Here is a 25,878-nt window from a genome sequence, read left to right as displayed (position 1 = left end):
CCGGCCTACGTTCCTGGTTTTTGCAGGCCGGGTAAGGAGAAGCCGCCACCCGGCATAAAGAGATTTCCCATGCCACATCTTTCCACCCGCGTGCTTCAGGGTCTGCTGACTCTCCTGCTCACGCTGTTCGGGCTACTGCTGGTCACGTTTGCGCTCTCTGCCTTTTCCCCGGTCGATCGCGTATTGCAGATCGTCGGCGATCACGCCAGCCAGTCCACTTACGATCAGGTTCGCCACCAGCTTGGGCTGGATCGGCCTCTTCCCGTACAGTTCTGGCACTACCTGCAAAACCTCGCTCACGGTGATTTAGGCACCGCCAGCGCTACCGGTCAGCCGGTATTGCAGGACCTGCTGCACGCCTTTCCCGCCACGCTGGAACTGGCAACGCTGGCGCTAATTATCGGCACGGTACTCGGCGTGATTGCGGGTGTACTGTGCGCCCGCTACGCCGGTTCGCCACTGGACTTAGCGATCAGAACGCTCACCCTGCTCGGCAATTCGGTGCCAATATTCTGGCTCGGACTGCTGATGCTGGCTCTGTTCTACGCGAAACTACAGTGGAGCGCTGGCCCCGGCAGGCTGGACGACATCTGGCAATTCACCGTTGAGCCACGAACCGGATTTGCGCTGGTTGATACCTGGCTTTCCGGCGACCGCGAGGCGTTCCGCAACGCCATCAGCCACCTGGTGCTGCCGGTACTGCTGCTGGCCTACTACTCGCTGGCAAGTATCACCCGACTGACGCGCTCCGCCTGTCTGAGCGAGATGAACAAAGAGTACATATTGCTCGCCCGCGCCAAGGGCGCTGGAGAGATGACCATCCTGCTGCGTCACGTGCTGCCGAACATTCGCAGTACCCTATTGACGGTGATTGCGCTGGCCTACACCAGCATGCTGGAGGGCGCGGTATTAACCGAAACCGTCTTCTCGTGGCCGGGCATCGGGCGCTACCTCACCACGGCCCTGTTCGCCGGTGACACCACCGCCGTGATGGGCGGCACGCTGCTGATTGGCGTCTGCTTTGTTCTGATCAATAACCTTACCGACCTGCTTGTGCGGGCGACCGATCCCAGGGTGCGCTAATGCCGTTTTATCTCTTCTTACGCCGCCTGCGCCGCTCCCCTGCCGCGTTTTGCGGGCTGATCGCCATCGCGCTGCTGGTGCTTATTGCCCTGTTCGCGCCGTGGCTTGCGCCGCATGATCCCAACTGGCAGGACGCCGCCGCGCGTCTGCAACCGCCCAACGCGCAGCACTGGCTGGGTACCGACAGCTATGGGCGGGATCTGCTCTCCCGATTAATCTACGGCACCCATCCGGCACTGGGGCTGGTGGCCTTAGTCACCGTTATTACCCTCCCCGCCGGTCTGCTGGTGGGGATTTTGTCAGGCTACTACGGCGGCTGGATGGAGCGCATCCTGATGCGCTTTACCGACGTGGTGATGTCGATGCCGCGCCTGATCCTCGCCTTCGCGTTTGTCGCGATGCTCGGCCCCGGTCTGGTGAACGGCGCGCTGGCGCTGGCCTTAACGACCTGGCCTGCCTATGCGCGCCAGGCGCGCAGTGAAATCCAGCGTCTGCGCCACAGCGATTATCTGGCCGCCGCGGAGATGATGGGCATTCGCGGTCCGCGCCTGCTGGTCGGCCATATTCTGCCCCTGTGCCTGCCCTCCGCGATTGTGCGGCTGGCGCTGGATCTGGCCGGGATCATTCTGGCCGCCGCCGGGCTGGGTTTCCTTGGCCTGGGCGCACGTCCACCGATGGCGGAATGGGGCGCGATGATCGCCGACGGCATGCAGGTCATTTTTGACCAGTGGTGGATTGCCGCCATTCCAGGCGGGGCGATTCTGTTTGCCAGCCTGGCCTTTAACCTGCTGGGCGATGGCCTGCGCGACGTACTGGAGCCACAGCATGACTGAACACCGCGTCATCGTCGATGCGCTGAATATCGACTACCCCGCCGCGCGCGTGGTCCACAACCTGAGCTTTACGTTAGGCAACGAGCGGCTGGCGCTGGTGGGAGAATCCGGCTCCGGCAAGTCCATGTCTGCCCGCGCCCTGATGGGGCTGGTGCGCAAGCCCGGCATCGTGAGCGCTAAGCGGCTTAACGTGCTTGGCAACGACCTGCTGACCCTAAACAGCCGCCGCTGGCAGGCGCTGCGCGGCAACGGCATTGCGATGGTTCTACAGGACCCGCGCTACGCGCTAAACCCGGTGAAAACCGTCGCCGCCCAGCTTGATGAGGCGCTGACCCTCCATCAGCGCCTGCCCCGCGCCGAACGCCTGGCGCGCATTCACGATATCATCCGCGCCGTGGGGCTGAACGAGCACGTGCTCCAGCGCTATCCCGGCGAACTCTCCGGCGGCATGGGCCAGCGCGTGATGATCGCCATTGCGCTCGTCAACAACCCGCAGGTGCTGATCGCCGACGAACCGACTTCCGCGCTGGACGCACGCCTGCGCAACCAGATCCTGGAGCTGCTGGTACAGCAGTGCGAGGCGCGGCAGATGGCGATGCTGTTAATCAGCCACGACTTGCCGCTCGTCGCGGAACACTGTGACCGCGTGCTGGTGATGTATCAGGGTGAGAAAGTTGATGAAATGGCGGCGAGCCAGTTGCCGCAGGCAACCCATCCTTACACGCGCACGCTCTGGACCTGCCGCCCGAACGCCGGGACGTTCGGCCAGATGCTGCCGACGCTCGACCGTTCGCAACCGTGGAAGGAGGCCGACAATGGCACTCGTTGAGGTTAACCAGCTCCGGGTGAGTTTTGGTGAAAAAACGGCGGTTTCCGCCGCCAGTTTTGCCATCGAAAAAGGCGAAACCTTCAGCCTGATCGGTGAATCCGGCTGCGGCAAATCGACTCTTCTGCGCGTGCTGGCGGGGCTGCTGCGCGAGTGGAATGGCCACATTTCCGTCCTCGGGGAAAATTTACGGCCAGGACGACGTTTTGAAGGCGCGCTTCGCCGTAACGTGCAGATGGTGTTCCAGGATCCGTGGGCGTCTTTGCACCCGAACCACACCATTGCCCGCACCCTGTCGGAGCCGTTAAACATCCACGGCGAAACCCAGGTTGCCGAAAAGGTGGCGGATGCGCTGCAACAGGTGGGTCTGGCTGCCGACGCGGGCAGGCGTTACCCGCATCAGCTTTCCGGCGGACAGCGTCAGCGCGTGGCCATTGCCCGCGCGCTGCTGCTGCGCCCGCAGCTTCTGCTGCTGGATGAACCGACCTCGGCGCTGGATATGTCGGTACAGGCGGAGATCCTGAACCTGCTCAACCGCCTGAAGGCGCAGCACGGCATGACCTACCTGCTGGTGAGCCACGATGCGGACGTGATTGCGCATATGTCCGACCGGGCGGCATTTATGGCGCACGGGGAGATCCAGCGGGTATTTGACCGTGAAGCAATGTTGCGGGGCGAGCACAGGATGGGGTAAACCGTGCGGCGGCGAGTGCCGCACGCATTTCGTAGGCCGGGTAAGGCGTAGCCGCCACCCGGCAAAACGTTACTTCAGCAGCTTCACCGTGGCATCGATGTCGATCTCATCTTCAGTGAAGATCAGCGTCGTGTTCTGGAAGGTAGTGATCGCCAGCTTCTTCACCGTGCGCATTTCGCCCGGCTTTTTCTCGGTTTTGGGTTTGATGCTGTTCATCAGCAGCCCCACCGACAGCACCGCATTCTCTTTGTCGATTTTGGTCTCAACGGGCTCTTCCTCGCTGAACACCACGAAGGATTTAATTGAGGTGAGCTTCACGCGCTCGCCCGCAATATAAAGATGCTTACTCTCCGGGATCACCTTCACCGCATACGCGGAAAGGCCTTTGCTGTTGGTGGTTGGCTCGAAGGTCACCGCCGCATCTTTCTTAATCAGATCAGGGTTGGCGACCTTAATCACATGAAAATAGCGGTTGTCGCCGTTTTCATCTTTGATAAATCCAAAGCCTTTATCTTTAAACCACGTTGTGATTGTACCGTTCATCGCTGTTACCGCCTGTCAGATCTCAAGACTAAAGTTTTGCAGCGCGCAGTGTAATGCACAATGGCTGACGAGACAAAAAAAAGCCCCTGCACGGGAGCAGGGGAAAGTTCATGTCAGAGCTTTTTAGTATTGTGTATTTAGTTGAACACCATCCCACCATCAATCAGCAGCGACTGACCGGTCATGTAGTCGGAATCCGGCCCGGCGAGGTAAGAGACGCAGGCGGCCACGTCTTCCGGTTCGGACAAACGGCCAAGCGTGATGCGTTTGGCAAAGGTTTCCGTCCCGTAGCCAAGCGGTTTACCCGCCGCCTCGGAGACCTGACGGTCGATTTCCGCCCACATCGGCGTTTTGACGATCCCCGGGCAGTAGGCGTTAACGGTGATCCCCAGCGGCGCGAGATCCCGCGCGGCGGTCTGGGTTAAGCCGCGCACCGCGAATTTACTGGAACTGTAGACGGCCAGCTCCGGGTTACCGGTGTGGCCCGCCTGGGAGCAGGCGTTGATGATCTTGCCGCCGTGCCCCTCTTTACGAAACGCGTCAATTGCGGCCTGAATGCCCCAGATCACCCCTTTCACGTTGATGTTGTAAACCTTGTCGACAATCTCCGGCGTGATGGATTCTATGGGCGTGGACGGCGCCACCCCGGCGTTATTGACGATGACGTTAAAACCGCCCAGCGCGGTGCGGGCTTTTTCCACCGCCGCGAACACCTGCTCGCGGTCAGAGACGTCCACCTTCACGGCGACGGCCTTCCCGCCGTTACGGGTGATCTCATCCGCGACCGCTTTCGCCGTCTCTTCGTTGTAATCCGCAATAGCAACGGCAAAACCATCCTTCACCAGGCGAAGCGCGATCGCTTTGCCAATCCCCTGGCCGGAGCCGGTTACGAGAGCCACTTTTTGCATTTCTCTGTCCTTATATTGATTCACAAAATCTGGCTGAGATGGAGCTGGCCCATCAGCAGCGGGTTATCGCTGTAGTCGACGGGAATGGCCACCACGGCCGGGCCATCGATATCCATTGCCGCACGCAGCGTCGGTTCGAGCGCATCGGCGCTCTCGACGGCAAAGCCTTTCGCACCGAACGCGTCGGCATAGGCTTTGAAATCGACCGGGCCGAACTCGACGCCGGAAAGCCTCTGGTATTTTTTCTCTTCCTGGATGGCCACCATGTTGTAGGCGTTATCCACCCAGATGATGTGCAGCACGTTGGCGTTGAGGCGTACGGCGGTTTCCAGCTCCATGCTCGACTGCAAAAAGCCGCCGTCCCCGGAGACCGAGACCACCTTGCGCCCCGGGTTGACCAGCCACGCGCCAATCGCCCACGGCAGCGCCACGCCCATGGTCTGCTGACCGTTGGAGATCATCACCTGACGCGCCCGGAAGCTGTAGAGGTAGCGGGCGATCCAGATATGGAAGCTGCCCATGTCCACGGTGAGCGTCACGTCGTTGTTCACGATGTCCTGCATGGCGCGCACGATGCGCAGCGGATGCAGAGCAAACTGGTTAAGCGATGCGCCGCGACGGTCGAGGAGGTCCCGCTGATGCTGGCGATCGACAAGAATTTCCGAGGCGCGCTGGCTGAGTTCAAGTTTGTGCTCGATTCGACTGGCAAGCAGATTCAGCGTGGCGGCAATATCCCCGACCAGTTCCAGATCGGGAACATACTTGCGCTCCTCATAGGCGGGCAGCACGTCAATGTGCACCAGCGTCGCGTCGCCGCTGTTCCACATGGACGGCTCGTACTCCACCGGGCTGTAGCCGATGCAGATAATCAGGTCCGCCAGATGCAGCAGCCGGTCGCCCGCCTGGTTGTTAAAGAGGCCGACGCGTCCGGCGAAGCGGGTGAAGTGTTCCTGATTCACCGCCCCGGCGGCCTGATAGGTGCTGGTGACCGGAATACGGCTTCTCTCCAGCAGCTTATGCAGCGCGGCGCTGTTGGCGGGCTGGCTGGCCATCAGGCCGAGTAAGATGACCGGGTTTTTGGCCTTCGCGATAAGATTCGCCACGTCGTTGATGGCTGACTCCGGCGCCGGGCCCATCAGCGCCGCGGTGCTGGCGGGTAAAATCGCCCCCGTGGTGGGCTGGTCGACAATATCCTGCGGCAGGCTGACAAACGCCCCGCCCGGCCTGCCCTGCTCGGCAGCGCGAAACGCGTTCGACACCACCTCGGCAATCGCGTCCGGTGAATTAACTTCGACGGCGTATTTGGTGACCGGGCTGAACATGGCGACGGTATCCATGCTCTGGTGCACCAGTTTCGCTTTATCTGCCCGCTTCACCGCCCCGCCCAGCGCGACCACAGGGTCACCTTCGCTGTTGGCGGTGGCGATGCCGGTGATCAGGTTGGAGCAGCCCGGCCCGGAGGTGACCAGCGCGACCCCGGCCTTGCCGGTTAACCGTCCTACCGACGCCGCCATAAACGCCGCGTTCGCCTCGTGACGCACCGGGATAATCTCGATGGAGGAGTCCAGCAGGGAGTCAAAGACCTTGTCGATTTTTGCGCCCGGTATGCCGAACACCTGCTTCACACCCTGCGCTTCCAGCTGGCCGACAACCATATCGGCGCCGTGCGCCCACTGACGTGACTGTTTCTCACTGTTCACGGTAGTTCTCCTGTTAGTTTTCGACGGCGCGGATAGCCGCATCAAGGTTGCTGGGGTGCAGGTTGGCCTGTAAAAACGCGCTGTCGGCGGGCAGGTCAATCATCAGCTTGTGGATTTCGCCGAAGGTGAGCACGCCGTTCTCCAGCTGATAGTCGAGCAGGTGGCCCCCGCCCTGACGGTCGTCGGTGATAAAGTGTTCGTGATAGCCCGCCACGTTAATGCCCTGCATATGCTGCGGGGTGCGGAACCCGACCAGTACGCCCTCGCGCTGGTTAAAGCGGAACACCGGCTGGTCATCCAGCACGTCGGTCATCGCCCGGTACGGCGGTCTCTGGCGCGGTACGGTGCGGGTGTGCGCGTGGCGGAAATTGCCGTCGATGCGCAGCGCGCAGAACAGGTTATCGGAGGGGATTTGCTTGTCGATCACGTCGTGGATCTGCTGACGGCTGACCGGCCCGTCGAAGGCCTTGCGGTACTGCGGCTGGAACCAGGTCATCACCGCGAACGGCGTTTTTTGCTCCGGCTTCGCGGCGCGGGCGCTGCCGTCGGCGCGCAGCTGGTACACCTGGCTGCTGAAGGCAATCATTTCACCGTCCAGCTCGTTAAAGGTACCGAGACCAAAATCACCGTGTGCCAGCAGGTCGGCGATGGTCGTCTCCCCTTCGTAGACGCCGCTTAGCAGGGCGCTCATTAGCGATGTCTGATAGATCACGCTGTCAGGATGCTGAGCCGAGAACCCACGCAGGGTCTCGCATAAACTCGCCTCACAGTCGCATGCAGATGAATGCATCATCATGCCCGTCCTCTTCAACTTTATTTATAAAGGTTAAATAAATGTTGACCCGATTCAGCAGAGAGTTCCAATATAGAATCCATGCTGGTTTGAGACGTTTTTGATATGGAACTTCGTTATCTGCGCTATTTTGTCGCGGTAGCACGCGAGCGACACTTCACCAGGGCGGCCAAAGCGCTGGGTATTTCACAGCCTCCTCTGAGTCAGCAGATCAAACGGCTCGAAGAGGAAGTGGGCACGCCGCTGTTCAGGCGCCTGACACGGGGCGTGGAGCTGACCGAAGCGGGAGAGGCCTTCTATGAGGACGCCTGTAAGATACTGGCGCTGAGCGATGCCGCGCTGGAGAAAGCCCGGGGCATCGCGCGCGGGCTGAACGGCAGCCTGTCGATTGGCATCACCAGTTCAGATGCTTTTCATCCCAAAATCTTCGCCCTGATTCGCCAGTTTCAGGTGCAGAACATGGCTGTGCAGGTTCACCAGGTGGAAGCCAATATGTCGTCGCTGACGACGATGCTGGCGGAGGGTGAGCTGGATATCGCCTTTGTGCGCCTGCCGTGCGAAAGCAGTAAGGTGTTCGAATTAAAAATCCTCGATCGGGAGCCGATGGTGGTGGCGCTGCATCGCGATCATCCTCTGGCGGCATGTGGCGATCTGGCGCTGGATGAGCTGCGGGATACGCCGGTGGTGCTGTTCCCCCAGGAGGTAGCACCGGGGCTGTATGACCGCGTTTACGGCAGCTGCGAGCGGGCCGGGATCGATATGCAACACACGCTGCAATCCTCACAACTTTCCTCTTCCCTGAGCATGGTCTCCGCTGGCGGCGGGTTCGCGCTGGTGCCGAAATCCATGGCCGCTATTTCTCCGCCGAATGTCACCTACCATGCGCTGCGCTCACCGGAGCTTTATACCGATATCGCGCTCTGCTGGCGGCGTTTTGAGCGTTCGCGGACGGTGAAGCGGTTTCTGGCGATGATGAGCGAGGGGTAGCTACGGTGTGGCTGTGCCCGGCGGCGCTGCGCTTGCGCGGGCCTACGGTTCGTGTCGCGGGTTGGTTGGCTTGTTGGCGGTTTTGTAGGCCGGGTAAGGCGCAGCCGCCACCCGGCAATGCCCTTTGGAAGCCGCCTCGCAAACTTTTAAGCAACCTTATGTAATTCAGGGGCATCCCTTTTCATCCCTTCTCCGCGGTCGTAAAGTGCCTGCGTTGCGGCACATCCGTAACCGGGCGTAGGAACCCGTTAGCATGACATGACATTTTTTTTGGACAACGAGGATGCTAAATGGCGACTACCCCTGGATTTTCATACGTACACGCTGAAGAAAGCGCTGTTCATCACCTTCTTCACCTGCAACTTCCCGATTCTGCGGATCTCTTTGAACTGGCTGGCACCTGTGCGGCGTACGTGAGCGTACTGGTGGAAACGGACGATGCGGTGACATTTGCCACGCTCTGTAAGCAACTGCTGGGTTGTTAGCGGAGTTTGTGAAGGAGCCTTATATAACGGCTCACTGAGTCGGCCTTACACAAAGGACAACGTTGTTTGATGAATGACTGTTAAGAGCGTTCAGCAGGCTTCGATGCCAGATCGACTTTCAGCCATCTCATGACTAAAAATTACTGTTCGTGCCGGGTGGGGCATGCAATTGTTAGAGGAATGCACAGGAAGGCGGTCACGCCACAGAGGGCGTGACATAAAATCAGGCCTGGTCGTCTTCTTTACCGTAGTAAAGCTTACCGATCTGAATGAGAGGACGGCCCTGGGATTTGCGGTGCAGGTTGCTGTCACGCAGTGAATAAACACAGCCGCAGTATTCCTGCTGGTAGAACTGCTCGCGCTTGCTGATTTCAATCATGCGCGACGAACCGCCCTGTTTCCGCCAGTTATAGTCCCAATAGACCATACCCGGATAGTGGGCGGCGGCTCGCTGACCGCAGTCGTTGATTTGCTGCATATTTTTCCAGCGAGAGATGCCCAGTGAGCTGCTAATCACGTTGAAGCCATTTTCAGCGGCGTAAAGCGCAGTCCGCTCAAAGCGCATGTCAAAACACATGGTGCAGCGAATGCCGCGCTCGGGTTCCCATTCCATGCCTTTGGCGCGCTCAAACCAGTTATCTGTATCGTAATCCGCATCGATAAACGGTACGCCGTGCTGTTCGGCAAAGCGAATATTCTCATCCTTACGAATCAGATACTCTTTCTGCGGATGAATGTTCGGATTGTAGAAGAAGATGGTGTAGTCGATCCCTGAGGCCTGGATCGCCTCCATTACCTCACCAGAACACGGAGCGCAACAGGAGTGCAGCAGCAGTTTATCTGCCCCGTTTGGGAGTTCTAGTTTAGGGCGTTTGAAATCAGCGGTAGTCATAAATTTATTTGTTGAGGTAATGAGGACTGAAAACAGTGTAGCATCAGAGCTGTGCTATCGGGAATGGCGGCCAGTCTCATACATATCCCGCAATGCCTGTTATTGACACATAGCGGACGCATCTTTCACACGTTTCTATATAACCTGGTTAGCAAAACTATCTCCGCTGCACTTCTTCTCAGCAAGCAATTCCTGAATACGCTACGCAAATTAAACAAATATTTCAGGCCAAGATAGATCAGGCACGTTAACGCTGGATCATATGCGCGCTGGCGAAGCGTTTTGGTTTGCCGGTGAGCGCATTTGTGGGGAACTGATGCGAGGTTTTCACCCAGACCAATTCCCCAGACGTTAATACCACTATCTCTCTCACCCCTGCCCCTCACTCCCCGCCGCCAGCAGCGGCACCACCACATCGCTGATGGGCACCGCAATCCCGTGCCTGCGGCCGTAGCGCTGGATCACGCCGTTGCGGATGTCCCACTCCATCAGGCGATCCGCCTGACGGTCGGACAGGATCGACAGCATTAAAGATCTGCACTGGGACATTCGCCCCAGCCCGCACATTAGCACCGTGCAGGTGCGGTCGACGGATAAGCCGCTGACGCTCAACAACGCGATTAATATCGCCTGGCTGATCCAGGCCACGTCACACTGGCTGCTGACCACGCGGCCTTATAAGCATCAGGAACGGGATTTTCTGCGGTACCTCTTTACCGTTTTCAGGGGTGTCGCCACGGATAGGTGGATATTCAGACGAGCCGTTATGCGTTTTTGAACAATTAATAAAGAGTCAAATAGACAGAATACCCAATAAACATTCAAGTATTTATTACATCTTCAATTAATATTCACTTAATTATTATTTAAGCAAAACCACCGTATTAATCATTAACAATTTATCCAGATCCAAACCATAAGCCCCCATACTTTCTTAATTTGCATCAACGAAACCGCAGATCGTTTTATATCCACCCTGTACAAAATTGACGGCCAATTTTGTACGCGCTAGCGTTGCACTAGTTACGTAACAAGCTAAACCATAAGGTCTTTTCAGGATTTCCTTAAATGGAGTTTTAAACAAATGGCTATTCCCGCTTATTTATGGCTTAAAGATGACGGCGGCGCCGATATAAAAGGCTCTGTCGATATATATGGACGTGAAGGTAGCATCGAGATTATCGCCTTAAATCACGGCATAATGCAGCCCACGGACAAGCATAACGGCAAGGCGACAAGTCTTCGCATCCATTCCCCCTATTCTTTCGATAAAGAGATCGACGCTTCCAGCCCCTATTTGTACAAGGCTGTTAGCACGGGCCAGAAGCTAAAATCCGCAGAGATAAAGTTTTACCGTATCAACGATGCTGGTCAGGAAGTGGAATATTTTTCCACCCTTCTGGAAGGCGTGAAGATCGCCAGCGTCTGTCCAATGATGCTTGATATCAAAGATCCTGACTATGAGAAGCATAACCATCTTGAGCTGGTAGAGCTGCTCTATGAAAAAATTACCTGGCGCTACGTGGACGGTAACATCATGCATTCAGATAGCTGGAATGACCGTAAGACGGCATAAGGAGAACGTTATGGGATGGAAGTATGAGCAATCAACTGGCAAGATGTATAAAGACGGCAAATTAATTGAGACAGGATATTCCGGTGCCCTTACCAATAAAAATAATCCGGACCGTCAGCATGTGAAGGGTCTGGGTCCATTGCCGCGCGGAACATATAAAATTGCGGGACATTCGAATTCTAAAGGACCCATTACCATTATCCTTGAGCAAACTTCGGGAGAGAGTTTTGGTCGTTCAGAGTTCCGCATTCATGGTGACCATAAGTACGGTCCAGCCGGATTTGCTTCGGAGGGGTGCATTATTCTCTCACTGTCAACGCGACGTAAAATCCTTCGTGACGGCGGTGAGCTTGAGGTTGTGCGATGAAATACCCAATCGTCCTGCTGCTTTGTGCGCTCACTGTCCCAGCCATTGCAGCCAGCACTGACTGGCCATCAGCACTTCATGGAATCGCCTCAGGTGACACACACTGGATTGAGCAAGCCCCAACGCTGGCTGCCACGGCTGACGTCAGGCAGGCGCAACTGCTGGAGGATGCTTTGGCCGCAGCGCTCACAACAAACACCAGCGCCACACTGAAAGCGCTCCAGACCATTGACGCGGGAAAGTGGCCGCACATGGTTGGCAGCGATATCGTCTGCACGCCGCCTCTAGAGAAATCCCCCGCCGAAGTCGACGCGTTCTATCAGCGCACCCGCCGGGCGCTGCTGGATACGGTTGAGGGTGCTCAGTGCCTCTGGATCCTGGAAGCAACAATGGAAGAGCTAAACGCTGAGAAAGCCCGTCAGGGTAAGTAAGAGAGTTACCCGGCGCACAACGGCCGGGTCTTCCTTCTCGCCAGACCCTGGCTCACCCCGGCCCCTCGCTCCCCGCCGCCAGAAGCGGCACCACCACATCGCTGACGGGCACCGCAATCCCGTGCCTGCGGCCATAGCGCTGGATCACACCGTTGCGGATGTCCCACTCCATCGGGCAATCCGCCTGACGGTCGGCGAGGATCGACGTGCCCAAATCCACTGGCGCGCGCTGAAAGTTCGCCAGAATCTCCTGCGCCACGTCATCGGCCAGCTTCGCCCCCTCGGCGCGGGCGACGGCCAGCCCCTCGCGCAGGTAGGCCAGCGCCAGTTCGCTGATATCCTCGCGCCTGAACATCCCGGCGCGGCGATTGGCCAGCACCATCAGCCCGGCGACCGCGTTTTGCAGCAGCTTGCGCCAGGCGACGGTGGGGAAATCAGCCGAGAGTTCAACGTCACAGCGCGTGCCGCGAAGCGCCTCCACCACCCGCTGCGCCTGCGGCACGTCCGGCAGCGTAAGGCGCGGTTTGGCGCGCAGCCAGACGGAGGCATCCGGCTCGCGCTGGGCAGGGAACCAGACCACCGAGGGCAGCACCGTTGCGCCATTGACCAAAGGCGCAAGCTGGGCTTTCTGCTCCACGCCGTTTTGCAGCGCGCAGACCACGGTGTTTTCATCGCACAGAGCGCGCAGCCACCCGGCGCTGTCGGCATTTTGCGTCGTTTTGACCGCAAAAAAAACAAGGTCAACGGGGCGCGTAATGACGCTGGGATCGGTGAGTACCGGACCGGGCACCACAATTTCACCCTCATCATGACGCAGGCGCAGTTCCGGATGCGCGGTGCGCCCACACAGCAGCGGCGTGCGGCCCGCTTCATGCAGCACCGCGGCGATGGTGGTCCCAATCGCACCGGGTCCTGTCAGCGCAATGGTTGGATAGTCAGACATGGATCACTCCCCTTTTGCTAAGCCTGCTATCAGTTATACCACCCTGAAAAGAGCGCGCCACGCCCATTGTCTATACTCAACTCATAACAGACAACGGAGTGCGCCATGCCTTTACCCGACTTCAAATCCTCTGAACCTTATACCCTCGGCATTGAGCTCGAACTCCAGGTGGTTAACCCGCCGGGTTACGATCTGAGCCAGGACTCCTCTGCCCTCATCGCCGCCGTCAAAGACGACATCAAAGGGGGGGAAGTCAAACACGACATCACCGAAAGCATGCTCGAAATCGCCACCGGCGTGTGCCAGACCATCGACCAGGCAGCGGCGCAGTTTTCAGTGATGCAGCAGAGCATCCTGCGCGCGGCGGAAGATCAGCATATCCAGATCTGCGGCGGTGGGACGCATCCGTTCCAGAAATGGCAGCGGCAGGAAGTGTGCGACGACGAGCGCTATAACGTCACGCTGGAGCGCTTTGGCTATCTGATTTTGCAGGCGACGGTGTTCGGCCAGCACGTACACGTCGGCTGTCGGACCGGGGACGACGCCATTTACCTGCTGCACGGCCTGTCGCGCTTTGTGCCGCACTTTATCGCCCTGGCCGCCGCATCACCGTATATGCAGGGCACGGACACGAAGTTCGCCTCATCGCGTCTCAACATCTTCTCGGGCTTCCCGGATAACGGTCAGATGCCGTGGGTCAACAGCTGGCAGGAGTTCGAGGGGCTGTTCCGCCGCCTGAGCTCCACCAGCATGATCGACAGCATTAAGGATCTGCACTGGGACATCCGCCCCAGCCCGCACTTCGGCACCGTCGAGGTGCGGGTGATGGATACGCCGCTGACGCTCAGCCACGCCATTAACATCGCCGGGCTTATTCAGGCGACGTCGCACTGGCTGCTGACCGCGCGGCCGTATAAGCATCAGGAACGGGATTTTCTGCTCTATCGCTTTAACCGTTTTCAGGCCTGTCGCTACGGGCTGGAAGGCATTCTGACGGACGTACATACCGGCGAGCACAAAACCGTGGCGGAAGATATCGCCTGGCTGCTCGAGCAGGTTGCGCCGTCGGCCGAGAAGCTCGGCGCGACAAGCGCAATCAATGAGATTGCCCTGCTGTTAAAGCAGGGCAAGAGCGAGGCGCAGCGCATGCGGGACTTTATCGCCGATGGCGGCTCGCTGATTTCTCTGGTGCAGAAGCACTGTGAGCTGTGGGCGACGAGTCCGTAAGGCCGTGGCCCCACTCGCGCAGGCGCTGGAACAGCACGAACAGCGCCGGGATGAACACTATCCCCACCACGGTCGCCACCAGCATGCCGCTGAACACCGTAGTGCCGATGATGCGGCGGCTCTGGGCACCCGCCCCGGTCGCCAGCATCATCGGCAGGACGCCGATAATGAACGACACGGCGGTCATCATTACCGCGCGGAAGCGGCGCGATGCCCCCTCCCGTGCGGCATCGACAATCGCCATTCCATCCATGCGCCGGGCGCGGGCAAACTCCACGATAAGAATTGCGTTCTTGGCGGCGAGGGCTATCAGTAGCACCAGACCTATCTGCACATACACGTCGTTGGCGTAGCCCGCCAGCCACAGCCAGACCAGCGCCCCGCCGATGGCGAACAGCACCGAGAGCATCACGCTCGCCGGCAGCGTCCAGCTCTCGTACTGGGCGACGAGGAACAGCCACGCCATCACCACCGCCGCCAGCACGATCCATATCGCCTGATTGCCGGTCTGCTGCTCCTGATACGACATGCCGCTCCAGGCGTAGTCGTACCCGGCTGGCAGGTTTTCCGCCAGAATCTCGCCCATCGCCGCCATTGCGGTGCTGCTGCTCACCCCTTCCGCTGCCGAGCCGCTCACCGATACCGACGGGAACTGGTTGTACTGCTGTATAAATGGCGCGCCGACGGTCGGCGTGATGGTGATGAGGTTGCTCAGACGCACCCGCTCGCCGCTGTTGCTGCGCACGAACAGCTCGCTGATTTGCTCCGCGCGCTCGCGCCACTGCATCTCGTTCTGCATCACTACGTGGTAGACGCGGTTGTTGACGCTGAAATCCCCGGCGCGCGTGCCGCCAAAGGCGGTTTGCAGGCTGCTGAAGATGCGTGACACCGGCACGTCGAGGCGGGCCGCGCGCTCGCGGTCAACGGTGAGCGTCATCTGCGGCACGTTGCTGCTCCAGGTGGTGAACACGCGGCTCAGCTGCGGGTTCTGGTTGGCTTTCGCCAGCACCTCACGCGTCACGCGCTCCAGCTCCGCCGGGCTTTGCCCCGCCTGCGCCTGAATGCGCAGGTCGAAGCCGGAGGCGTTGCCCAGCCCCGGCAGCGTCGGCGGCGCAAAGGTCATGATGGTGGCTTCCGGCAGGGCCAGCAGTTGCCGCTGCAAGGCGCCCATCACCTCATCCAGCGGCGGACGCTCGCTCCAGTCTTTGAGCATGATGGAGATAAACCCGCCGTTCGATGCGCTGGTGCCGTTGAGGATGTTAAACCCGGAGACCTGAATCACGTCTTCTACCGCCGGGTTGTTAGCGATCAGCTCGCGCGCGGTGGTCATCACCGCTTCGGTGCGCTCCAGCGAGGCTGCCTCCGGCAGCTGGACGCTGGCGAAGAAGTAGCCCTGGTCTTCCTGGGGCAGGAAGCCTTTTGGCATCGACATAAAGCTGAATACCACCACCGCCGCCGCGCCTGCGGTGGCCAGCAGCGCCAGCCACGGGCGCAGGTTTAAAACGTTCACGATGCGGGTGTAGAAACCGCGCGTGGCGTCCAGCCCGTGGTTAAAGGCGCGATAGAGTGCCGCAGGTTTCTCCGGTCGCGGGCGCAGCAACAGCGCGCACAGGGCGGGCGTAAGAGTCAACGCCACCAGGCTTGAGAGCGTGACGGCAGTCGAGAGCGTCACCGCGAACTGGCGGTACAGCTCGCCGACAATCCCCGGCAGGAGCGCCACCGGCACAAACACCGCCAGCAGCACCAGCGTGGTGGCAATCACTGGCCCGGCAATCTGGCGCAGCGCCAGCGCGGTCGCCGCCGTCCGGCTCTGCCCTTCCGCCATCAGCGTTTCGACGCTCTCCACCACTACGATGGCGTCATCCACCACCATGGTCAGCGCCAGAATGATGGCGAACAGGCTCAGCGTATTGGCGGAGTAGCCGAGCGTATAGAGCACCGCGAAGGTGCCCACCAGCGACACCGGAATGGCAAGGGCAACAATCAGCGTCGCGCGCCAGCTTTGCAGGAACAGGGACACCACGACCACCACCGCCAGCATCGTCAGCGCCAGCGAGACGCCAATCTCTTTGATGGTGGCGGCCACAAACGAGGTGGTGTCGAATTTGACTTCATAGACCAGATCGTCCGGGAAGCGCGTGGATAACCGTTCCAGCTCCGCGCGCACCGCATCGGCCACGCGCAGGGCGTTAGCGGACGGCGTCGGGTAGATGCCGAGGTAGGCAGAGTCGTGCCCGTTCAGCTGCGCGCCAGAGCTGTAGCTGCGCGAGCCAAGCTCGATGGTGGCGACGTCCTTCAGGCGCACCAGTTGCCCCATATCCCCGGCGCGGATAATGATGTTGGCAAAGTCGTCGGCCTGATTTAAGCGCCCCAGCCCGTTAATGGTCAGGGTCTGCTGCTGGCCGTTAAACACCGGCGGCGTGCCGACCTGGCCTGCCGCCCCCTGCACGTTCTGCTCGCGCAGCGCCTGCGCCACGTCATCGCTGGTCACGTTCAGGGCGTTCATGCGGTCCGGACGCAGCCAGATGCGCATGCTGTAGTCCCGTGCGCCAAACATCTGTACCTGCCCGACGCCCGGCAGACGCGACAGCGCCTCGCGCACCTGGGTGCTGGCGTAGTTGCTGACGAACAGCGGCGTGTGGGTGTTGTTCGGTGAGTAAAGGCTTACCCCCATCATCAGGTTGGTGGCGCGCTTGCGCACCTGCACGCCGTTTTGCTGTGCCTCGGTCGGCAGCTGCGCCACGGCCTGCGCCACGCGGTTCTGCACGTCGATGGCGGCGAGATCCGGGTCGGTGCCTGCCGCAAAGGTAATGTTCAGGCTATAGCTACCCTCGTCCGAACTGGTGGACTCCATATAGAGCATATGATCCACCCCGTTCAGCTGGGTTTCCAGCGGCGTGGCGATGGCCTCCGCCACGTCAGCCGAGCTGGCGCCCGGCCATGACGCTGACACATTCACGACCGGCGGGGTGATCTGCGGGTACTGCTCCACCGGAATAATCCTCAGCGCGATGGCCCCCAGCAGGGTGATGACCAGCGCAATCACCATCGCAAAGCGCGGGCGTTTGATGAAAAACGTCAGCATGATGGCTCCTTAATTCAGTATCTGGACGGCAACGCCTGGCTGCACGCGCTGCGCACCGTCAGTAATCGCTCGCTCACCGGGCTTCAGGCCGGAGGCAATCTGGAACTGCTGGCCGATCTGTCCGGCGACCTTCAGCGGACGCATTTCGGCTTTATCCTCGGCGTTAACCACCCATGCGAAGAACCCGCGGCCATTCTGCTGTACGGCAGCGGCGGGCAGAGTCAGCACTGGTTGCTCACTTGACGGACGCAGGTAGACGTTCACGTTGCCGCCGGGCAGCAGCTGATGGCGCGGGTTGGCGAACTCGGCGCGCAGCATCACGCTGGCGGTGCCCGGGTCGATGCGGTTGTCCACGGAGGTGAGTTCCCCGCTGATGCGCTGGCCGTTGCTGTCAATCAGCGCCTGCCAGGCCTGCTTCATGGCGCTGATATCCGCATGCTGTCCGGCTTTAGTGGCAAACGTGCCCTCTTCCAGCGCAAAGGCAATGCGGATGGGATCGAGCTGCACCACCTCCACCAGCACACCGCTGGCAGGATTCACCAGGCTGCCGACGTGAAAGTTGCTGTGCCCCACGCGCCCGTCAATCGGTGAGGTAATGCGCGTGTAGTTGAGGGTGACGCTGCGGGTGTCGAGCCGGGCTTTCGCCTGCTCCAGCGCGGCGCTCGCTACGTCGCGCTGCATGCGGGCGTTGTCCACGTCGTGGCGGCTGATGGCGTTGCTGCTGCCCAGGCTTTCGAAGCGTGACAGCTGCTGCTGCGCCTGACGCAGCGTGGCTTCGGCGCTTCTCACTTCGGCCTGCGCCAGACGCAGGGCGGCGCGCGGCTCGGCGTCGTCCAGTTCGAACAACACGTCGCCTTTTTTCACGTACTGCCCGTCGCGGAAGTGGATTCTGGTGATGACGCCTTCCGTGCGGGCGCGCAGTTCAACGGTGTGGATAGCTTCAATGCGACCCGGGATCTGACGCTCGGCGGCGTGGGCGGTCTGCTCCACGGTGGCGACACGCACGGGAATGGCCGCGGCGAATGCGGGTGGCAGGGTGCAGGCGAGGAGCGCGAACAGGAGTGGGAATTTCATGGGAGTACCTCGGCGTTGTTTTCCCTCACCCCGGCCTTCTCCCACAGGGAGAGGGAGGTCAGAGTTCCCTCTCACTGTGGGAGAGGGTTAGGGTGAGGGCAAAAGGTTATGCAGCCTTACGGAACCTGCGGGTCAGTCGCTTCTCGATTTCGACGACGAAGAACATCACGCCCGCCACCGCCAGCGTCACGAACCAGTAGCGCAGCGGCAGCGCTTCGGTGCCGAACAGCATCTGCATAAACGGCAGGTAGATAATCGCCGCCTGGAGCAGGAACAGTACGCCCGTTACCAGCCAGATCCCTTTGTTCGCCAGCAGGCCGCGGTTCAGGGAGAACCCGTCGGTGTTGCGGCAGTTAATCATGTATACCCACTGGGCGCAGACCAGCATCTGCAACAGCACGGTGCGGATGAACTCCGCGCTGTGGCCGCGCGGGGCCAGCCAGGCTTCCAGCGCAAAGGCGGCGATGGCAATCATGGTGCCGACGAAGGCCACGCGCCAGACGGCGTAGGCGTCCATCACGTGCTGCCCGGTCTGACGCGGCGGGCGGCGCATAATGTTGCGCTCGGCGGCCTCGAAGGCCAGGCCGAAGGAGAGCGTGGCGGAGGTCGCCATGTTCATCCACAGGATCAGCACTGGCGTCAGCGGAATGATGTTCCCCGCCAGCAGCGCAATCACAATCAATAGCCCCTGCGCCAGGTTGGTCGGCATGATGAACAGAATGGTCTTCTTCAGGTTGTCGTAAACGCGACGCCCCTCTTTTACCGCGCTGGCGATGGTGGCGAAGTTATCGTCCGTCAGGACCATGTCCGCCGCCTCTTTGGTCACTTCCGTGCCTTTGATGCCCATCGCGATACCCACGTCCGCCTGGCGCAGCGCCGGGGCATCGTTCACGCCGTCACCGGTCATGCCGACGATTTCGCCTTTGTCCTGCAACGCTTTCACCAGGCGCAGCTTATGCTCCGGGCTGGTACGGGCGAAGATGTCATACTTCACCGCCGCTTCCGCCAGCTCGGCGTCGTCCATCTTCTCCAGCTGGTAGCCGGTAACCGCCTGCTCGCTGTTGGTGATCCCCAGCATCTGGCCGATGCTCATCGCCGTCTGTGGGTGATCCCCGGTGATCATCTTCACGCGGATCCCCGCCTGCTGGCAGGCGTTAATCGCCTCAATCGCTTCCGGACGCGGCGGATCCATCATCCCGGCAATGCCGAGGAAGATCAGACCGTGGCTCAGGTCGTCGTGAGTTAATGCCTGCTCGCCGTTCGCTGGCTTGAACGCCGCGGCGACCATGCGCAGCCCCTGACGCGCATAGCGCTCCATCTCCGTTTCCCAGTACGCGCGGTCAAAGGCTTGCGCACCGTTGCGGGTCTGCTGCTGCTCACACAGGGCGAAAATCACGTCCGGCGCGCCGGTAATCAAAATCTGCTCCTCACTGCCAATCTGGTAGTGGGTGCTCATGTACTTGTACTGAGAGTCGAACGGGATCTTGTTAACCAGCGTGGTCACGACCGGCTCGAGGTGGGCCTTGGCCGCCAGCACCTTCAGCGCGCCCTCGGTTGGCCCGCCGGTGATGCCCCACAGGCCACGCTCGTCCTGAATCAGCTGGCTGTCGTTACACAGGTCGATGGTGCGCAGGTACTGCTCCAGCACAGTGCCCGGCTGGATCTGCACCGGCTCGTCGCTGCCTTCGAGGTAGATGTTGCCCACCGGCTCGTAGCTGTTGCCGTCCACGCGATAGCAGGTGTCGGCGGTGATGATGGCTTTCACCGTCATCTCGTTCATGGTCAGGGTGCCGGTTTTATCCGAGCAGACCACGGTCATCGCGCCCAGGGTTTCAACCGTCGGCAGCTTGCGGATAATCGCCCGCTTGCGCGCCATCGCCTGCACGCCCAGGGAGAGGATAATGGAGATAATCGCCGGCAGACCTTCCGGCACGGAGGCTACCGCCAGGCTAATCAGGGAGAGCAGCAACTCGCCCATCGGGATCTCGCGGAACACCAGGCTGAAGACAAACAGCGCGGCCATCATCGCCAGAATGATGGCGAAGATCGCTTTGCCCAGCTTGTCCATCTGCACCAGCAGCGGGGTGCGGTGTTTTTCAATGCCCGCCATCATCTGGTTGATGTGGCCGAGTTCGGTCTCCTGGCCCGTGGCAATGACCACGCCCACGCCGCCGCCCGCGCTGACCGTCGTACCGGAAAAGACCAGGTTCGTGCGGTCGCCCAGCGGTAATTCGCCGTTCAGCGGGCTCGTGTGTTTATCCACCACGGTGGATTCACCGGTCAGAATTGCCTCTTCCACGCGTAAATTATGCGCTTCGATTAAGCGCATATCCGCCGGTATACGATCTCCTGCGCGCAACACAATAATATCGCCCGGGACGATTTCCGTCGTCGGGATAGTTTCATGGTTGCCGTTACGAATAACGCGCGCCTCGCTGGAGAGCATATTGCGAATACTCTTCAGGGATTTTTCCGCGTTACTTTCCTGAATGTGGCCAATTAAGGCATTGATTACCGCCACGCCCAGAATAACCAGCGTATCAACCCAGTGTCCCATTACTGCCGTTAATACGGCGGCTGCCAGCAGGACGTAAATCAGGACATCGTTAAAATGCGCGAGAAAACGCAGCCAGCCCGGCTTGCCTTTTTTCTCCGGCAGCGCGTTCGGGCCATGCTTCTGTAAACGCGCCTGCGCCTCGGCACGGTCCAGGCCATTAGCCTGGCTCTGCGCCTGAGCAAGCACCTGCTCTACGGTCTGCTGGTACGCCTGCCCGCCTGCCCGCCTGCGGGTGGCATATTCTGCGAGAAATTTTTTTTGGTCATGGTATTTTTCCTTCAATATCCGGTGGACGGAAGCCGGAATTCCTTTCTGGCTTTAAATAATTCATTTTTAAGTCTTGCGGGTTAAATTGATCTACCGCAATATATTGACTACCCGGTTATTCAAAACTGATTAAAATTATTTCGACGCGTTGATTTTTACAAAATATTTCTAAACCAACACTAAACGAGGAGGAAGCATGTTTGGTATTTATCGCGGACGGCGTCTGGCGTTATACATTGTCGCAGCCATTGTTATTGCGACGTTAATTGGATATAGCACCTATAGCTTTGTAAAATTATTTTCGTGAGAAAGACGTTTATTTACATAACGCGATATTAATTTAATCGCCCCGAAAATATTATCTATTTTCAGTTATTAATTCGCAGAATAACGGTGGCCTTTTACCCAATTTTGCCAGCGGGGATGATATTGCTTTACGTTTCAGGATGCCGGACAATGACATTTTTAACTGACGATTAACATTACGATGAAAGACCCGTTAGAATCGCTGCTCACCGCAGGGGGCATTTTGCTGATGGCCCTGCTCTCCTGCCTGCTGTTACCCGCGCCGTCGCTGGGTCTGGTGCTGGCGCAGAAGCTGGTTCAGACCTTTCATATGGTCGATCTGAATCAGCTGTACACCATTCTGTTCTGTCTGTGGTTTTTGGTGCTCGGCGCCATCGAATTCTTTATCCTGCGTTTCATCTGGCGCCGCTGGTTTTCACTGGCGTCGTAAGCCAGTGAGATCGCGCATCCCGTGGATCAGCGCTTCACACCAGGCCGCGTAGTCGTGGCCGCTGGATGAGGGGTGGAAGCTGACGCGATAGCCTTTTTTCCTCAGCACCTGTTCAAAATCCTGCGTGGTGCGATAGATGCCGCCGCCCGGCCCCGTGGTTTCAAACTTCCCGGCCTGTAACCAGAAGCGCACCGGATACGGTGGAGACTGTTGGTATTGACGCGTCAGCCAGCCGGGAGCGTCACCTTCCGGCGCCCACCAGTATGAACCGGAAAGGCTCAGCACGTTGCCAAACAGGCGCGGATAGCGCAGCGCCACCCATGAAGAGGCAATTCCCCCGTAGCTTGATCCTGCCAGTACGGTTTTCTGCCGCTGCAAGCCGATGCCCTTCCCCCGCAGCCACGGCAGCAGCTCGTGCGCCATAAAGTCAGCAAAATCCGGGTTCGGCGGCAGCTCGTTGCCGCGACGGGCGTGATCGAGGCTGTCGATAAACACCACGTTAATCGGAGGCAGGTGATGTCGGGCAATCAGACCGTCCAGCACGTTGGCAAAATGGTATTCGTCCTGATAAACCTGTCCGTCGAAAAGGATGAGCGTCCAGCGTGCAGGCTGTGCGCCGCGCGGTTGGTAGATCATCACGTCGCGGGCATTGCCGAGGATGTTGCTGCTCAGCCTCTGGCGGCTCAACGTCCCGTGTAACAGCGGCTGTGCCGTAGCCCGAACGGAGCAGTAGCGCGCCGGGCTGAGATCGAGCAGAGAATAGCGATTCCAGCGATCGGTCTTCTGCTCCCCAAAGCTATTCGGGTTAAGCGGATCGGCCTGCGCGCTTACCAGGATGGCGCGGCGTTGATCGCGGGCAGAGCCTTCAACGATCGGCACATCGGGGGCGAGCTTGTACTGCATCACCGTATCAGCGGGGACCACGTAGCTGCGGAACCAGACGTCGCTGTTGCCCAGACGGAACAGCGGATCGTGATCCCCCGCCGGAGAGCCGAGAATGAAGACGTTATCCCGCGCGCCGCGCCACAGAAAGGTCACCCGCTTATGGCTCGCATCTACCGGCTCCACCATCGGCGTTCCCTGTCGACGCCGCGCCTGCCAGAACGCCTCGGTACTTCCACCGGCAGAAATGACGTTTGCCAGCGCCTTCAGCGTCGGGCTTTCTGGCGCCAGCATCTGCACGCGTGGTAACGGAGAGGTCTCTTTCATCCGCCACTGAAAACGCCACGGCTTGCCAGCTTCGCCGTGTAGCACCAGCGAGGTGTTCTGTTTCACCGGCAGGGCAAACAGCAGCGTGTGTTCCCCGTCCGCAGGACCGTTTTCGATCAGCGTGCGGATGCGACGGTTTTGCCCATCCAGCAGGCGCGCATCCGTCACGCCATGCAGCGTGGCGGAAACGTAATTTTCATCCAGCTCGGGCAGGGAGAAGCAGACTTCGCCGCTGGCATCAAACTTTCCCTGAACATCGCCCTGCCGGGACGACTGCTCGCACGTTGCCGCCACGGCGGGCAGCGCGCCGATCCCCAACAGCAACCCACTCCATACCCTCTTCATTACCGCTTGTTCCCCAACGAAATTTGTTAACAACGCTAATGCAAATGGTAATAATTTGCAATATCATCAACGGCGTTTTACCGGTGTTTTTATGGCGATAGCAACCAAGGACGTTCAATAAAAATGTTTAAAAATAATAAGATAATGCAGCTCTGGCTGCTGAGTCTGGCGACGACCAGCGTCGCGGCTCAGGCAGAAACGAAAGAAGAAACGATTACGGTGACGCAGGGCGTTACTGAAGAGCCCACTGCGCCCGTAAAAGGCATTGTGGCGACGAAAACGCTCTCCGCCACCAAGACCAGCGCGGAGATCGTGAAGACGCCGCAGTCGGTATCGGTGATCACCCGCGATCAGATGAACATGCAGGACGTCACCTCCGTTTCGCAGGCGCTGCGCTACTCGGCGGGCGTGTTTACCGAGTACCGGGGCTCGTCTAACCGTAACGACGAGGTGTTTGTGCGCGGCTTTAGCTACGTGCCGAAATTCCTCGACGGCTTAAGCTTTGGCGCAACGGCTTCCTCACAGACGGGCACAGTTGACCCGTGGCTGCTGGAGCGCGTGGAGCTGGTGCGCGGCCCGGCGTCGGTGCTGTTTGGACAGGTGAATCCGGGCGGGTTAATCAGTATGACCAGCAAGCGCCCGACGGCGGAGGCCATTCACAACGTGCAGTTCCGCACCGGCAATAACGATCTCGCCGAAGGTGCGTTTGATTTCGGCGGCAAGCTGAGCGACGACGGCCGCGTGCTGTATCGCGTGAACGGTATCGCCCGTACGCAGCATAATCAGGTGGACGATTATAAAGAGACGCGGATGGCGATCGCCCCGGCGATCACCTGGTACCCGAACGATCAGACCCGCTTTACGCTGCTGACCAGCTACCAGAAAGATCCGGATGCCGGATACCGCAACTTCCTGCCCGCGTATGGCACGGTGAAAAGTGCCGACGGGAAGTACATCCCGCGCGACTTTAACGTCAGCGATCCGAATTACAATCAATCCTGGCGCGAGCAGACGATGATTGGCTACGAGCTGGAACACCAGTTCGCCGACAACCTCACCTTCCGCCAGAACGCCCGTTACGCCACCATCAAGCAGAAATATCGTTATCTGGTTTACGCCAACAGCGCGGCCAACAGCACGGTGTTGACCCGTCGCGCCCAGCGTGAAGAGCGCACGACCAACGAATTTGGCCTTGATAACCAGCTGGAATATCTACTGGAGACCGGAAGCGTCAACCACACCCTGCTCGGCGGGTTTGATTACAAGACCAGTAAGGATAAACAGCTGCTGGCGCGCGGGAGCGGCTCACAGTATGACCTCGACTGGACAAACCCGGTTTACGGCGTGAACGTGGATGAAAGTACCTTCAAAACGGCCACCGACGAGCAGCAAAATCTCGACCAGATGGGCCTGTATCTTCAGGATCAGATGAGCTGGAACAACTGGGAGTGGCTGGTTTCCGGGCGCTACGACTGGAGCGAAGTGCGTACCAGCGACTTCACCGACAACAGCTTAACCCAGCAGAACGACAACAAATTTACCTGGCGCACTGGCCTGCTGTACGCGTTTGATTCTGGCCTGTCGCCGTACATCAGCTACAGCACCTCGTTTGAACCGAACCTGCAAACCAACCGTGCGCCGGGCGTCGCGCCATTCAGGCCCACTACCGGGGAGCAGACCGAGATTGGTCTGAAATATCAGCCGGTCGACACCACGCTGATGACCCTGGCGCTGTACGATTTGACTCAGGACAACGTAGCGACCTATAACAGCGCTGAAGGCTGGTTCGAAAATGCGGGCAAGGTGCGTTCGAAAGGCGCTGAAGCGGAAATCCACGCCACGCTGATGGATAACATCAACCTGATTGGCTCCTACACTTACACCGATGCAAAAACCGAAAGCACCACGGTGGCGGGAACTGAAGGCAAAACGCCTGCGCGCATTCCAGCGCATATGGCATCGGCGTTCGCCAGCTATACCGTTCCGGGCGGAGCGCTGAAGAGCCTGACCGCTGGCGTGGGGATGCGCTACATCGGCACCAGCTACGGCGATGCGAAGAACACCTTCAAGGTGCCATCGGTGGATCTGTATGACGCGATGCTGCGCTACGATCTGGGCGAGATGAACCGCAGCCTGAAAGGGGCAAGCGTGCAGTTCAACGTCAATAACGTGGCAGACACGAAGTATGTGGCGTCATGCGCAAGCGATACGGCGTGCTTCTACGGGATTGGCCGGACGGTGACGGCGACGGTGAATCACAGCTGGTAGTTAAAGCCGGGTGGCGGCTATGCCTTACCCGGCCTGGATGTCCGCGCTA

At 59.4% G+C, this 25,878-nt stretch carries 22 protein-coding genes and 2 pseudogenes; 13 read left to right on the top strand and 11 right to left on the bottom strand.

Features of this window, described 5'->3' with window-relative positions:
- Positions 1-69: 69 nt before the first annotated feature.
- The 4 genes from AC4OVU_RS06195 to AC4OVU_RS06180 are packed head-to-tail and all read left to right on the top strand — an operon-like array spanning position 70 to position 3,436.
- Positions 70-1,083: an ABC transporter permease gene (locus tag AC4OVU_RS06195; protein WP_023303249.1), complete on the top strand. Its 1,014-nt coding sequence runs from the start codon at positions 70-72 to the stop codon at positions 1,081-1,083.
- Positions 1,083-1,916 carry an ABC transporter permease gene (locus AC4OVU_RS06190; RefSeq protein WP_047728234.1) on the top strand — a complete coding sequence of 278 codons (834 nt, stop codon included), beginning with the start codon at positions 1,083-1,085 and terminating at the stop codon, positions 1,914-1,916. The genes AC4OVU_RS06195 and AC4OVU_RS06190 overlap by 1 nt, the downstream gene beginning before the upstream one ends.
- Complete coding sequence (locus AC4OVU_RS06185; protein ID WP_023303248.1) at positions 1,909-2,745, top strand: ABC transporter ATP-binding protein; 837 nt, start codon at positions 1,909-1,911, stop codon at positions 2,743-2,745. Before AC4OVU_RS06190 ends, AC4OVU_RS06185 begins: the two co-directional genes overlap by 8 nt.
- Entirely contained in the window at positions 2,732-3,436 is a 705-nt protein-coding gene (locus tag AC4OVU_RS06180; RefSeq protein ID WP_032103075.1) for an ABC transporter ATP-binding protein, read from the top strand. The genes AC4OVU_RS06185 and AC4OVU_RS06180 overlap by 14 nt, the downstream gene beginning before the upstream one ends.
- Positions 3,437-3,505: 69 nt before the next feature.
- On the opposite strand, the gene AC4OVU_RS06175 is transcribed toward AC4OVU_RS06180, so the two are convergent.
- From AC4OVU_RS06175 to budA, 4 genes are all read right to left on the bottom strand, one after another.
- The gene (locus tag AC4OVU_RS06175; RefSeq protein ID WP_015571193.1) at positions 3,506-3,979 is read right to left on the bottom strand and encodes a cold-shock protein; all 474 of its coding nucleotides are present in this window, start codon (positions 3,977-3,979) and stop codon (positions 3,506-3,508) included.
- Between the two features lie 137 nt (positions 3,980-4,116).
- Positions 4,117-4,887: a (S)-acetoin forming diacetyl reductase gene (locus tag AC4OVU_RS06170; protein WP_003858846.1), complete on the bottom strand. Its 771-nt coding sequence runs from the start codon at positions 4,885-4,887 to the stop codon at positions 4,117-4,119.
- 20 nt (positions 4,888-4,907) lie between these two features.
- On the bottom strand, positions 4,908-6,629 hold the full coding sequence (gene alsS, locus AC4OVU_RS06165; protein WP_394337916.1) for an acetolactate synthase AlsS: 1,722 nt from the start codon (positions 6,627-6,629) through the stop codon (positions 4,908-4,910).
- Complete coding sequence (gene budA, locus AC4OVU_RS06160; RefSeq protein ID WP_110292971.1) at positions 6,601-7,380, bottom strand: acetolactate decarboxylase; 780 nt, start codon at positions 7,378-7,380, stop codon at positions 6,601-6,603. Before budA ends, alsS begins: the two co-directional genes overlap by 29 nt.
- Positions 7,381-7,485: 105 nt before the next feature.
- Here budA and AC4OVU_RS06155 point away from each other — a divergent pair, with 105 nt between their 5' ends.
- Positions 7,486-8,367, top strand: a complete 882-nt coding sequence (locus tag AC4OVU_RS06155) for a LysR family transcriptional regulator (protein ID WP_003858850.1) — start codon at positions 7,486-7,488, stop codon at positions 8,365-8,367.
- Between the two features lie 290 nt (positions 8,368-8,657).
- Positions 8,658-8,852, top strand: coding sequence for a hypothetical protein (locus AC4OVU_RS06150; RefSeq protein ID WP_226868929.1), 195 nt, complete (start codon positions 8,658-8,660; stop codon positions 8,850-8,852).
- A gap of 223 nt (positions 8,853-9,075) precedes the next feature.
- On the opposite strand, the gene AC4OVU_RS06145 is transcribed toward AC4OVU_RS06150, so the two are convergent.
- The gene (locus AC4OVU_RS06145; RefSeq protein ID WP_023296073.1) at positions 9,076-9,744 is read right to left on the bottom strand and encodes an epoxyqueuosine reductase QueH; all 669 of its coding nucleotides are present in this window, start codon (positions 9,742-9,744) and stop codon (positions 9,076-9,078) included.
- Between the two features lie 369 nt (positions 9,745-10,113).
- A pseudogene (locus tag AC4OVU_RS06140) lies at positions 10,114-10,266 on the bottom strand (ketopantoate reductase C-terminal domain-containing protein); the annotation flags it as partial.
- Between AC4OVU_RS06140 and AC4OVU_RS06135 the strand changes: the two are divergent.
- From AC4OVU_RS06135 to AC4OVU_RS06120, 4 genes and pseudogenes are all read left to right on the top strand, one after another.
- A pseudogene (locus AC4OVU_RS06135) lies at positions 10,262-10,485 on the top strand (glutamate-cysteine ligase family protein); the annotation flags it as partial. The pseudogenes AC4OVU_RS06140 and AC4OVU_RS06135 sit on opposite strands and share 5 nt — an antisense overlap.
- A 343-nt stretch (positions 10,486-10,828) precedes the next feature.
- Positions 10,829-11,320 carry an Hcp family type VI secretion system effector gene (locus tag AC4OVU_RS06130; protein ID WP_003858859.1) on the top strand — a complete coding sequence of 164 codons (492 nt, stop codon included), beginning with the start codon at positions 10,829-10,831 and terminating at the stop codon, positions 11,318-11,320.
- A gap of 10 nt (positions 11,321-11,330) precedes the next feature.
- Complete coding sequence (locus tag AC4OVU_RS06125; RefSeq protein ID WP_006809708.1) at positions 11,331-11,687, top strand: tlde1 domain-containing protein; 357 nt, start codon at positions 11,331-11,333, stop codon at positions 11,685-11,687.
- Positions 11,684-12,118 (top strand): hypothetical protein, encoded by a 435-nt coding sequence (locus AC4OVU_RS06120; protein WP_003858863.1) that lies wholly within the window; start codon positions 11,684-11,686, stop codon positions 12,116-12,118. Before AC4OVU_RS06125 ends, AC4OVU_RS06120 begins: the two co-directional genes overlap by 4 nt.
- Positions 12,119-12,170: 52 nt before the next feature.
- On the opposite strand, the gene AC4OVU_RS06115 is transcribed toward AC4OVU_RS06120, so the two are convergent.
- Positions 12,171-13,061, bottom strand: coding sequence for an oxidoreductase (locus tag AC4OVU_RS06115; RefSeq protein WP_110292347.1), 891 nt, complete (start codon positions 13,059-13,061; stop codon positions 12,171-12,173).
- 105 nt (positions 13,062-13,166) lie between these two features.
- On the opposite strand from AC4OVU_RS06115, the gene AC4OVU_RS06110 reads away from it, so the two are divergent.
- Complete coding sequence (locus AC4OVU_RS06110) at positions 13,167-14,288, top strand: YbdK family carboxylate-amine ligase (protein ID WP_015571201.1); 1,122 nt, start codon at positions 13,167-13,169, stop codon at positions 14,286-14,288.
- On the opposite strand, the gene AC4OVU_RS06105 is transcribed toward AC4OVU_RS06110, so the two are convergent.
- The 3 genes from AC4OVU_RS06105 to AC4OVU_RS06095 form a co-directional block, all read right to left on the bottom strand.
- On the bottom strand, positions 14,218-17,373 hold the full coding sequence (locus AC4OVU_RS06105) for an efflux RND transporter permease subunit (RefSeq protein ID WP_110292346.1): 3,156 nt from the start codon (positions 17,371-17,373) through the stop codon (positions 14,218-14,220). The genes AC4OVU_RS06110 and AC4OVU_RS06105 overlap by 71 nt on opposite strands.
- Positions 17,374-17,382: 9 nt before the next feature.
- Positions 17,383-18,447 carry an efflux RND transporter periplasmic adaptor subunit gene (locus AC4OVU_RS06100; RefSeq protein WP_491928642.1) on the bottom strand — a complete coding sequence of 355 codons (1,065 nt, stop codon included), beginning with the start codon at positions 18,445-18,447 and terminating at the stop codon, positions 17,383-17,385.
- A 106-nt stretch (positions 18,448-18,553) separates the two neighbouring features.
- The gene (locus AC4OVU_RS06095) at positions 18,554-21,190 is read right to left on the bottom strand and encodes a cation-transporting P-type ATPase (RefSeq protein WP_491438137.1); all 2,637 of its coding nucleotides are present in this window, start codon (positions 21,188-21,190) and stop codon (positions 18,554-18,556) included.
- Between the two features lie 568 nt (positions 21,191-21,758).
- On the opposite strand from AC4OVU_RS06095, the gene AC4OVU_RS06090 reads away from it, so the two are divergent.
- Positions 21,759-22,007: a DUF1158 domain-containing protein gene (locus tag AC4OVU_RS06090; protein ID WP_110292345.1), complete on the top strand. Its 249-nt coding sequence runs from the start codon at positions 21,759-21,761 to the stop codon at positions 22,005-22,007.
- Here AC4OVU_RS06090 and AC4OVU_RS06085 read toward each other — a convergent pair.
- Positions 21,993-23,561 (bottom strand): alpha/beta hydrolase-fold protein, encoded by a 1,569-nt coding sequence (locus AC4OVU_RS06085; RefSeq protein ID WP_110292344.1) that lies wholly within the window; start codon positions 23,559-23,561, stop codon positions 21,993-21,995. The two genes, AC4OVU_RS06090 and AC4OVU_RS06085, sit on opposite strands and share 15 nt — an antisense overlap.
- Before the next feature lie 123 nt (positions 23,562-23,684).
- Between AC4OVU_RS06085 and AC4OVU_RS06080 the strand changes: the two genes are divergently transcribed.
- A complete protein-coding gene (locus AC4OVU_RS06080) occupies positions 23,685-25,829 on the top strand; it encodes a TonB-dependent siderophore receptor (RefSeq protein WP_491928641.1) in 2,145 nt (714 codons plus the stop codon).
- Positions 25,830-25,878 lie beyond the last annotated feature (49 nt).

The sequence above is a fragment of the Enterobacter sp. 6722112 genome (assembly GCF_058661685.1).
Note: the sequence above shows the minus strand (reverse complement) of the source record. Positions and strands in the feature narration are given on the sequence as shown.

What these genes read in the sequence shown, in the direction of transcription:
- AC4OVU_RS06195 (WP_023303249.1), top strand. Translation starts at nt 70, where the DNA reads ATGCCACATCTTTCCACCCGCGTGCTTCAGGGTCTGCTGACTCTCCTG.
- AC4OVU_RS06190 (WP_047728234.1), top strand. Translation starts at nt 1,083, where the DNA reads ATGCCGTTTTATCTCTTCTTACGCCGCCTGCGCCGCTCCCCTGCCGCG.
- AC4OVU_RS06185 (WP_023303248.1), top strand. Translation starts at nt 1,909, where the DNA reads ATGACTGAACACCGCGTCATCGTCGATGCGCTGAATATCGACTACCCC.
- AC4OVU_RS06180 (WP_032103075.1), top strand. Translation starts at nt 2,732, where the DNA reads ATGGCACTCGTTGAGGTTAACCAGCTCCGGGTGAGTTTTGGTGAAAAA.
- AC4OVU_RS06175 (WP_015571193.1), bottom strand. Translation starts at nt 3,979, where the DNA reads ATGAACGGTACAATCACAACGTGGTTTAAAGATAAAGGCTTTGGATTT.
- AC4OVU_RS06170 (WP_003858846.1), bottom strand. Translation starts at nt 4,887, where the DNA reads ATGCAAAAAGTGGCTCTCGTAACCGGCTCCGGCCAGGGGATTGGCAAA.
- alsS (WP_394337916.1), bottom strand. Translation starts at nt 6,629, where the DNA reads ATGCGGCTATCCGCGCCGTCGAAAACTAACAGGAGAACTACCGTGAAC.
- budA (WP_110292971.1), bottom strand. Translation starts at nt 7,380, where the DNA reads ATGATGCATTCATCTGCATGCGACTGTGAGGCGAGTTTATGCGAGACC.
- AC4OVU_RS06155 (WP_003858850.1), top strand. Translation starts at nt 7,486, where the DNA reads ATGGAACTTCGTTATCTGCGCTATTTTGTCGCGGTAGCACGCGAGCGA.
- AC4OVU_RS06150 (WP_226868929.1), top strand. Translation starts at nt 8,658, where the DNA reads ATGGCGACTACCCCTGGATTTTCATACGTACACGCTGAAGAAAGCGCT.
- AC4OVU_RS06145 (WP_023296073.1), bottom strand. Translation starts at nt 9,744, where the DNA reads ATGACTACCGCTGATTTCAAACGCCCTAAACTAGAACTCCCAAACGGG.
- AC4OVU_RS06130 (WP_003858859.1), top strand. Translation starts at nt 10,829, where the DNA reads ATGGCTATTCCCGCTTATTTATGGCTTAAAGATGACGGCGGCGCCGAT.
- AC4OVU_RS06125 (WP_006809708.1), top strand. Translation starts at nt 11,331, where the DNA reads ATGGGATGGAAGTATGAGCAATCAACTGGCAAGATGTATAAAGACGGC.
- AC4OVU_RS06120 (WP_003858863.1), top strand. Translation starts at nt 11,684, where the DNA reads ATGAAATACCCAATCGTCCTGCTGCTTTGTGCGCTCACTGTCCCAGCC.
- AC4OVU_RS06115 (WP_110292347.1), bottom strand. Translation starts at nt 13,061, where the DNA reads ATGTCTGACTATCCAACCATTGCGCTGACAGGACCCGGTGCGATTGGG.
- AC4OVU_RS06110 (WP_015571201.1), top strand. Translation starts at nt 13,167, where the DNA reads ATGCCTTTACCCGACTTCAAATCCTCTGAACCTTATACCCTCGGCATT.
- AC4OVU_RS06105 (WP_110292346.1), bottom strand. Translation starts at nt 17,373, where the DNA reads ATGCTGACGTTTTTCATCAAACGCCCGCGCTTTGCGATGGTGATTGCG.
- AC4OVU_RS06100 (WP_491928642.1), bottom strand. Translation starts at nt 18,447, where the DNA reads ATGAAATTCCCACTCCTGTTCGCGCTCCTCGCCTGCACCCTGCCACCC.
- AC4OVU_RS06090 (WP_110292345.1), top strand. Translation starts at nt 21,759, where the DNA reads ATGAAAGACCCGTTAGAATCGCTGCTCACCGCAGGGGGCATTTTGCTG.
- AC4OVU_RS06085 (WP_110292344.1), bottom strand. Translation starts at nt 23,561, where the DNA reads ATGAAGAGGGTATGGAGTGGGTTGCTGTTGGGGATCGGCGCGCTGCCC.
- AC4OVU_RS06080 (WP_491928641.1), top strand. Translation starts at nt 23,685, where the DNA reads ATGTTTAAAAATAATAAGATAATGCAGCTCTGGCTGCTGAGTCTGGCG.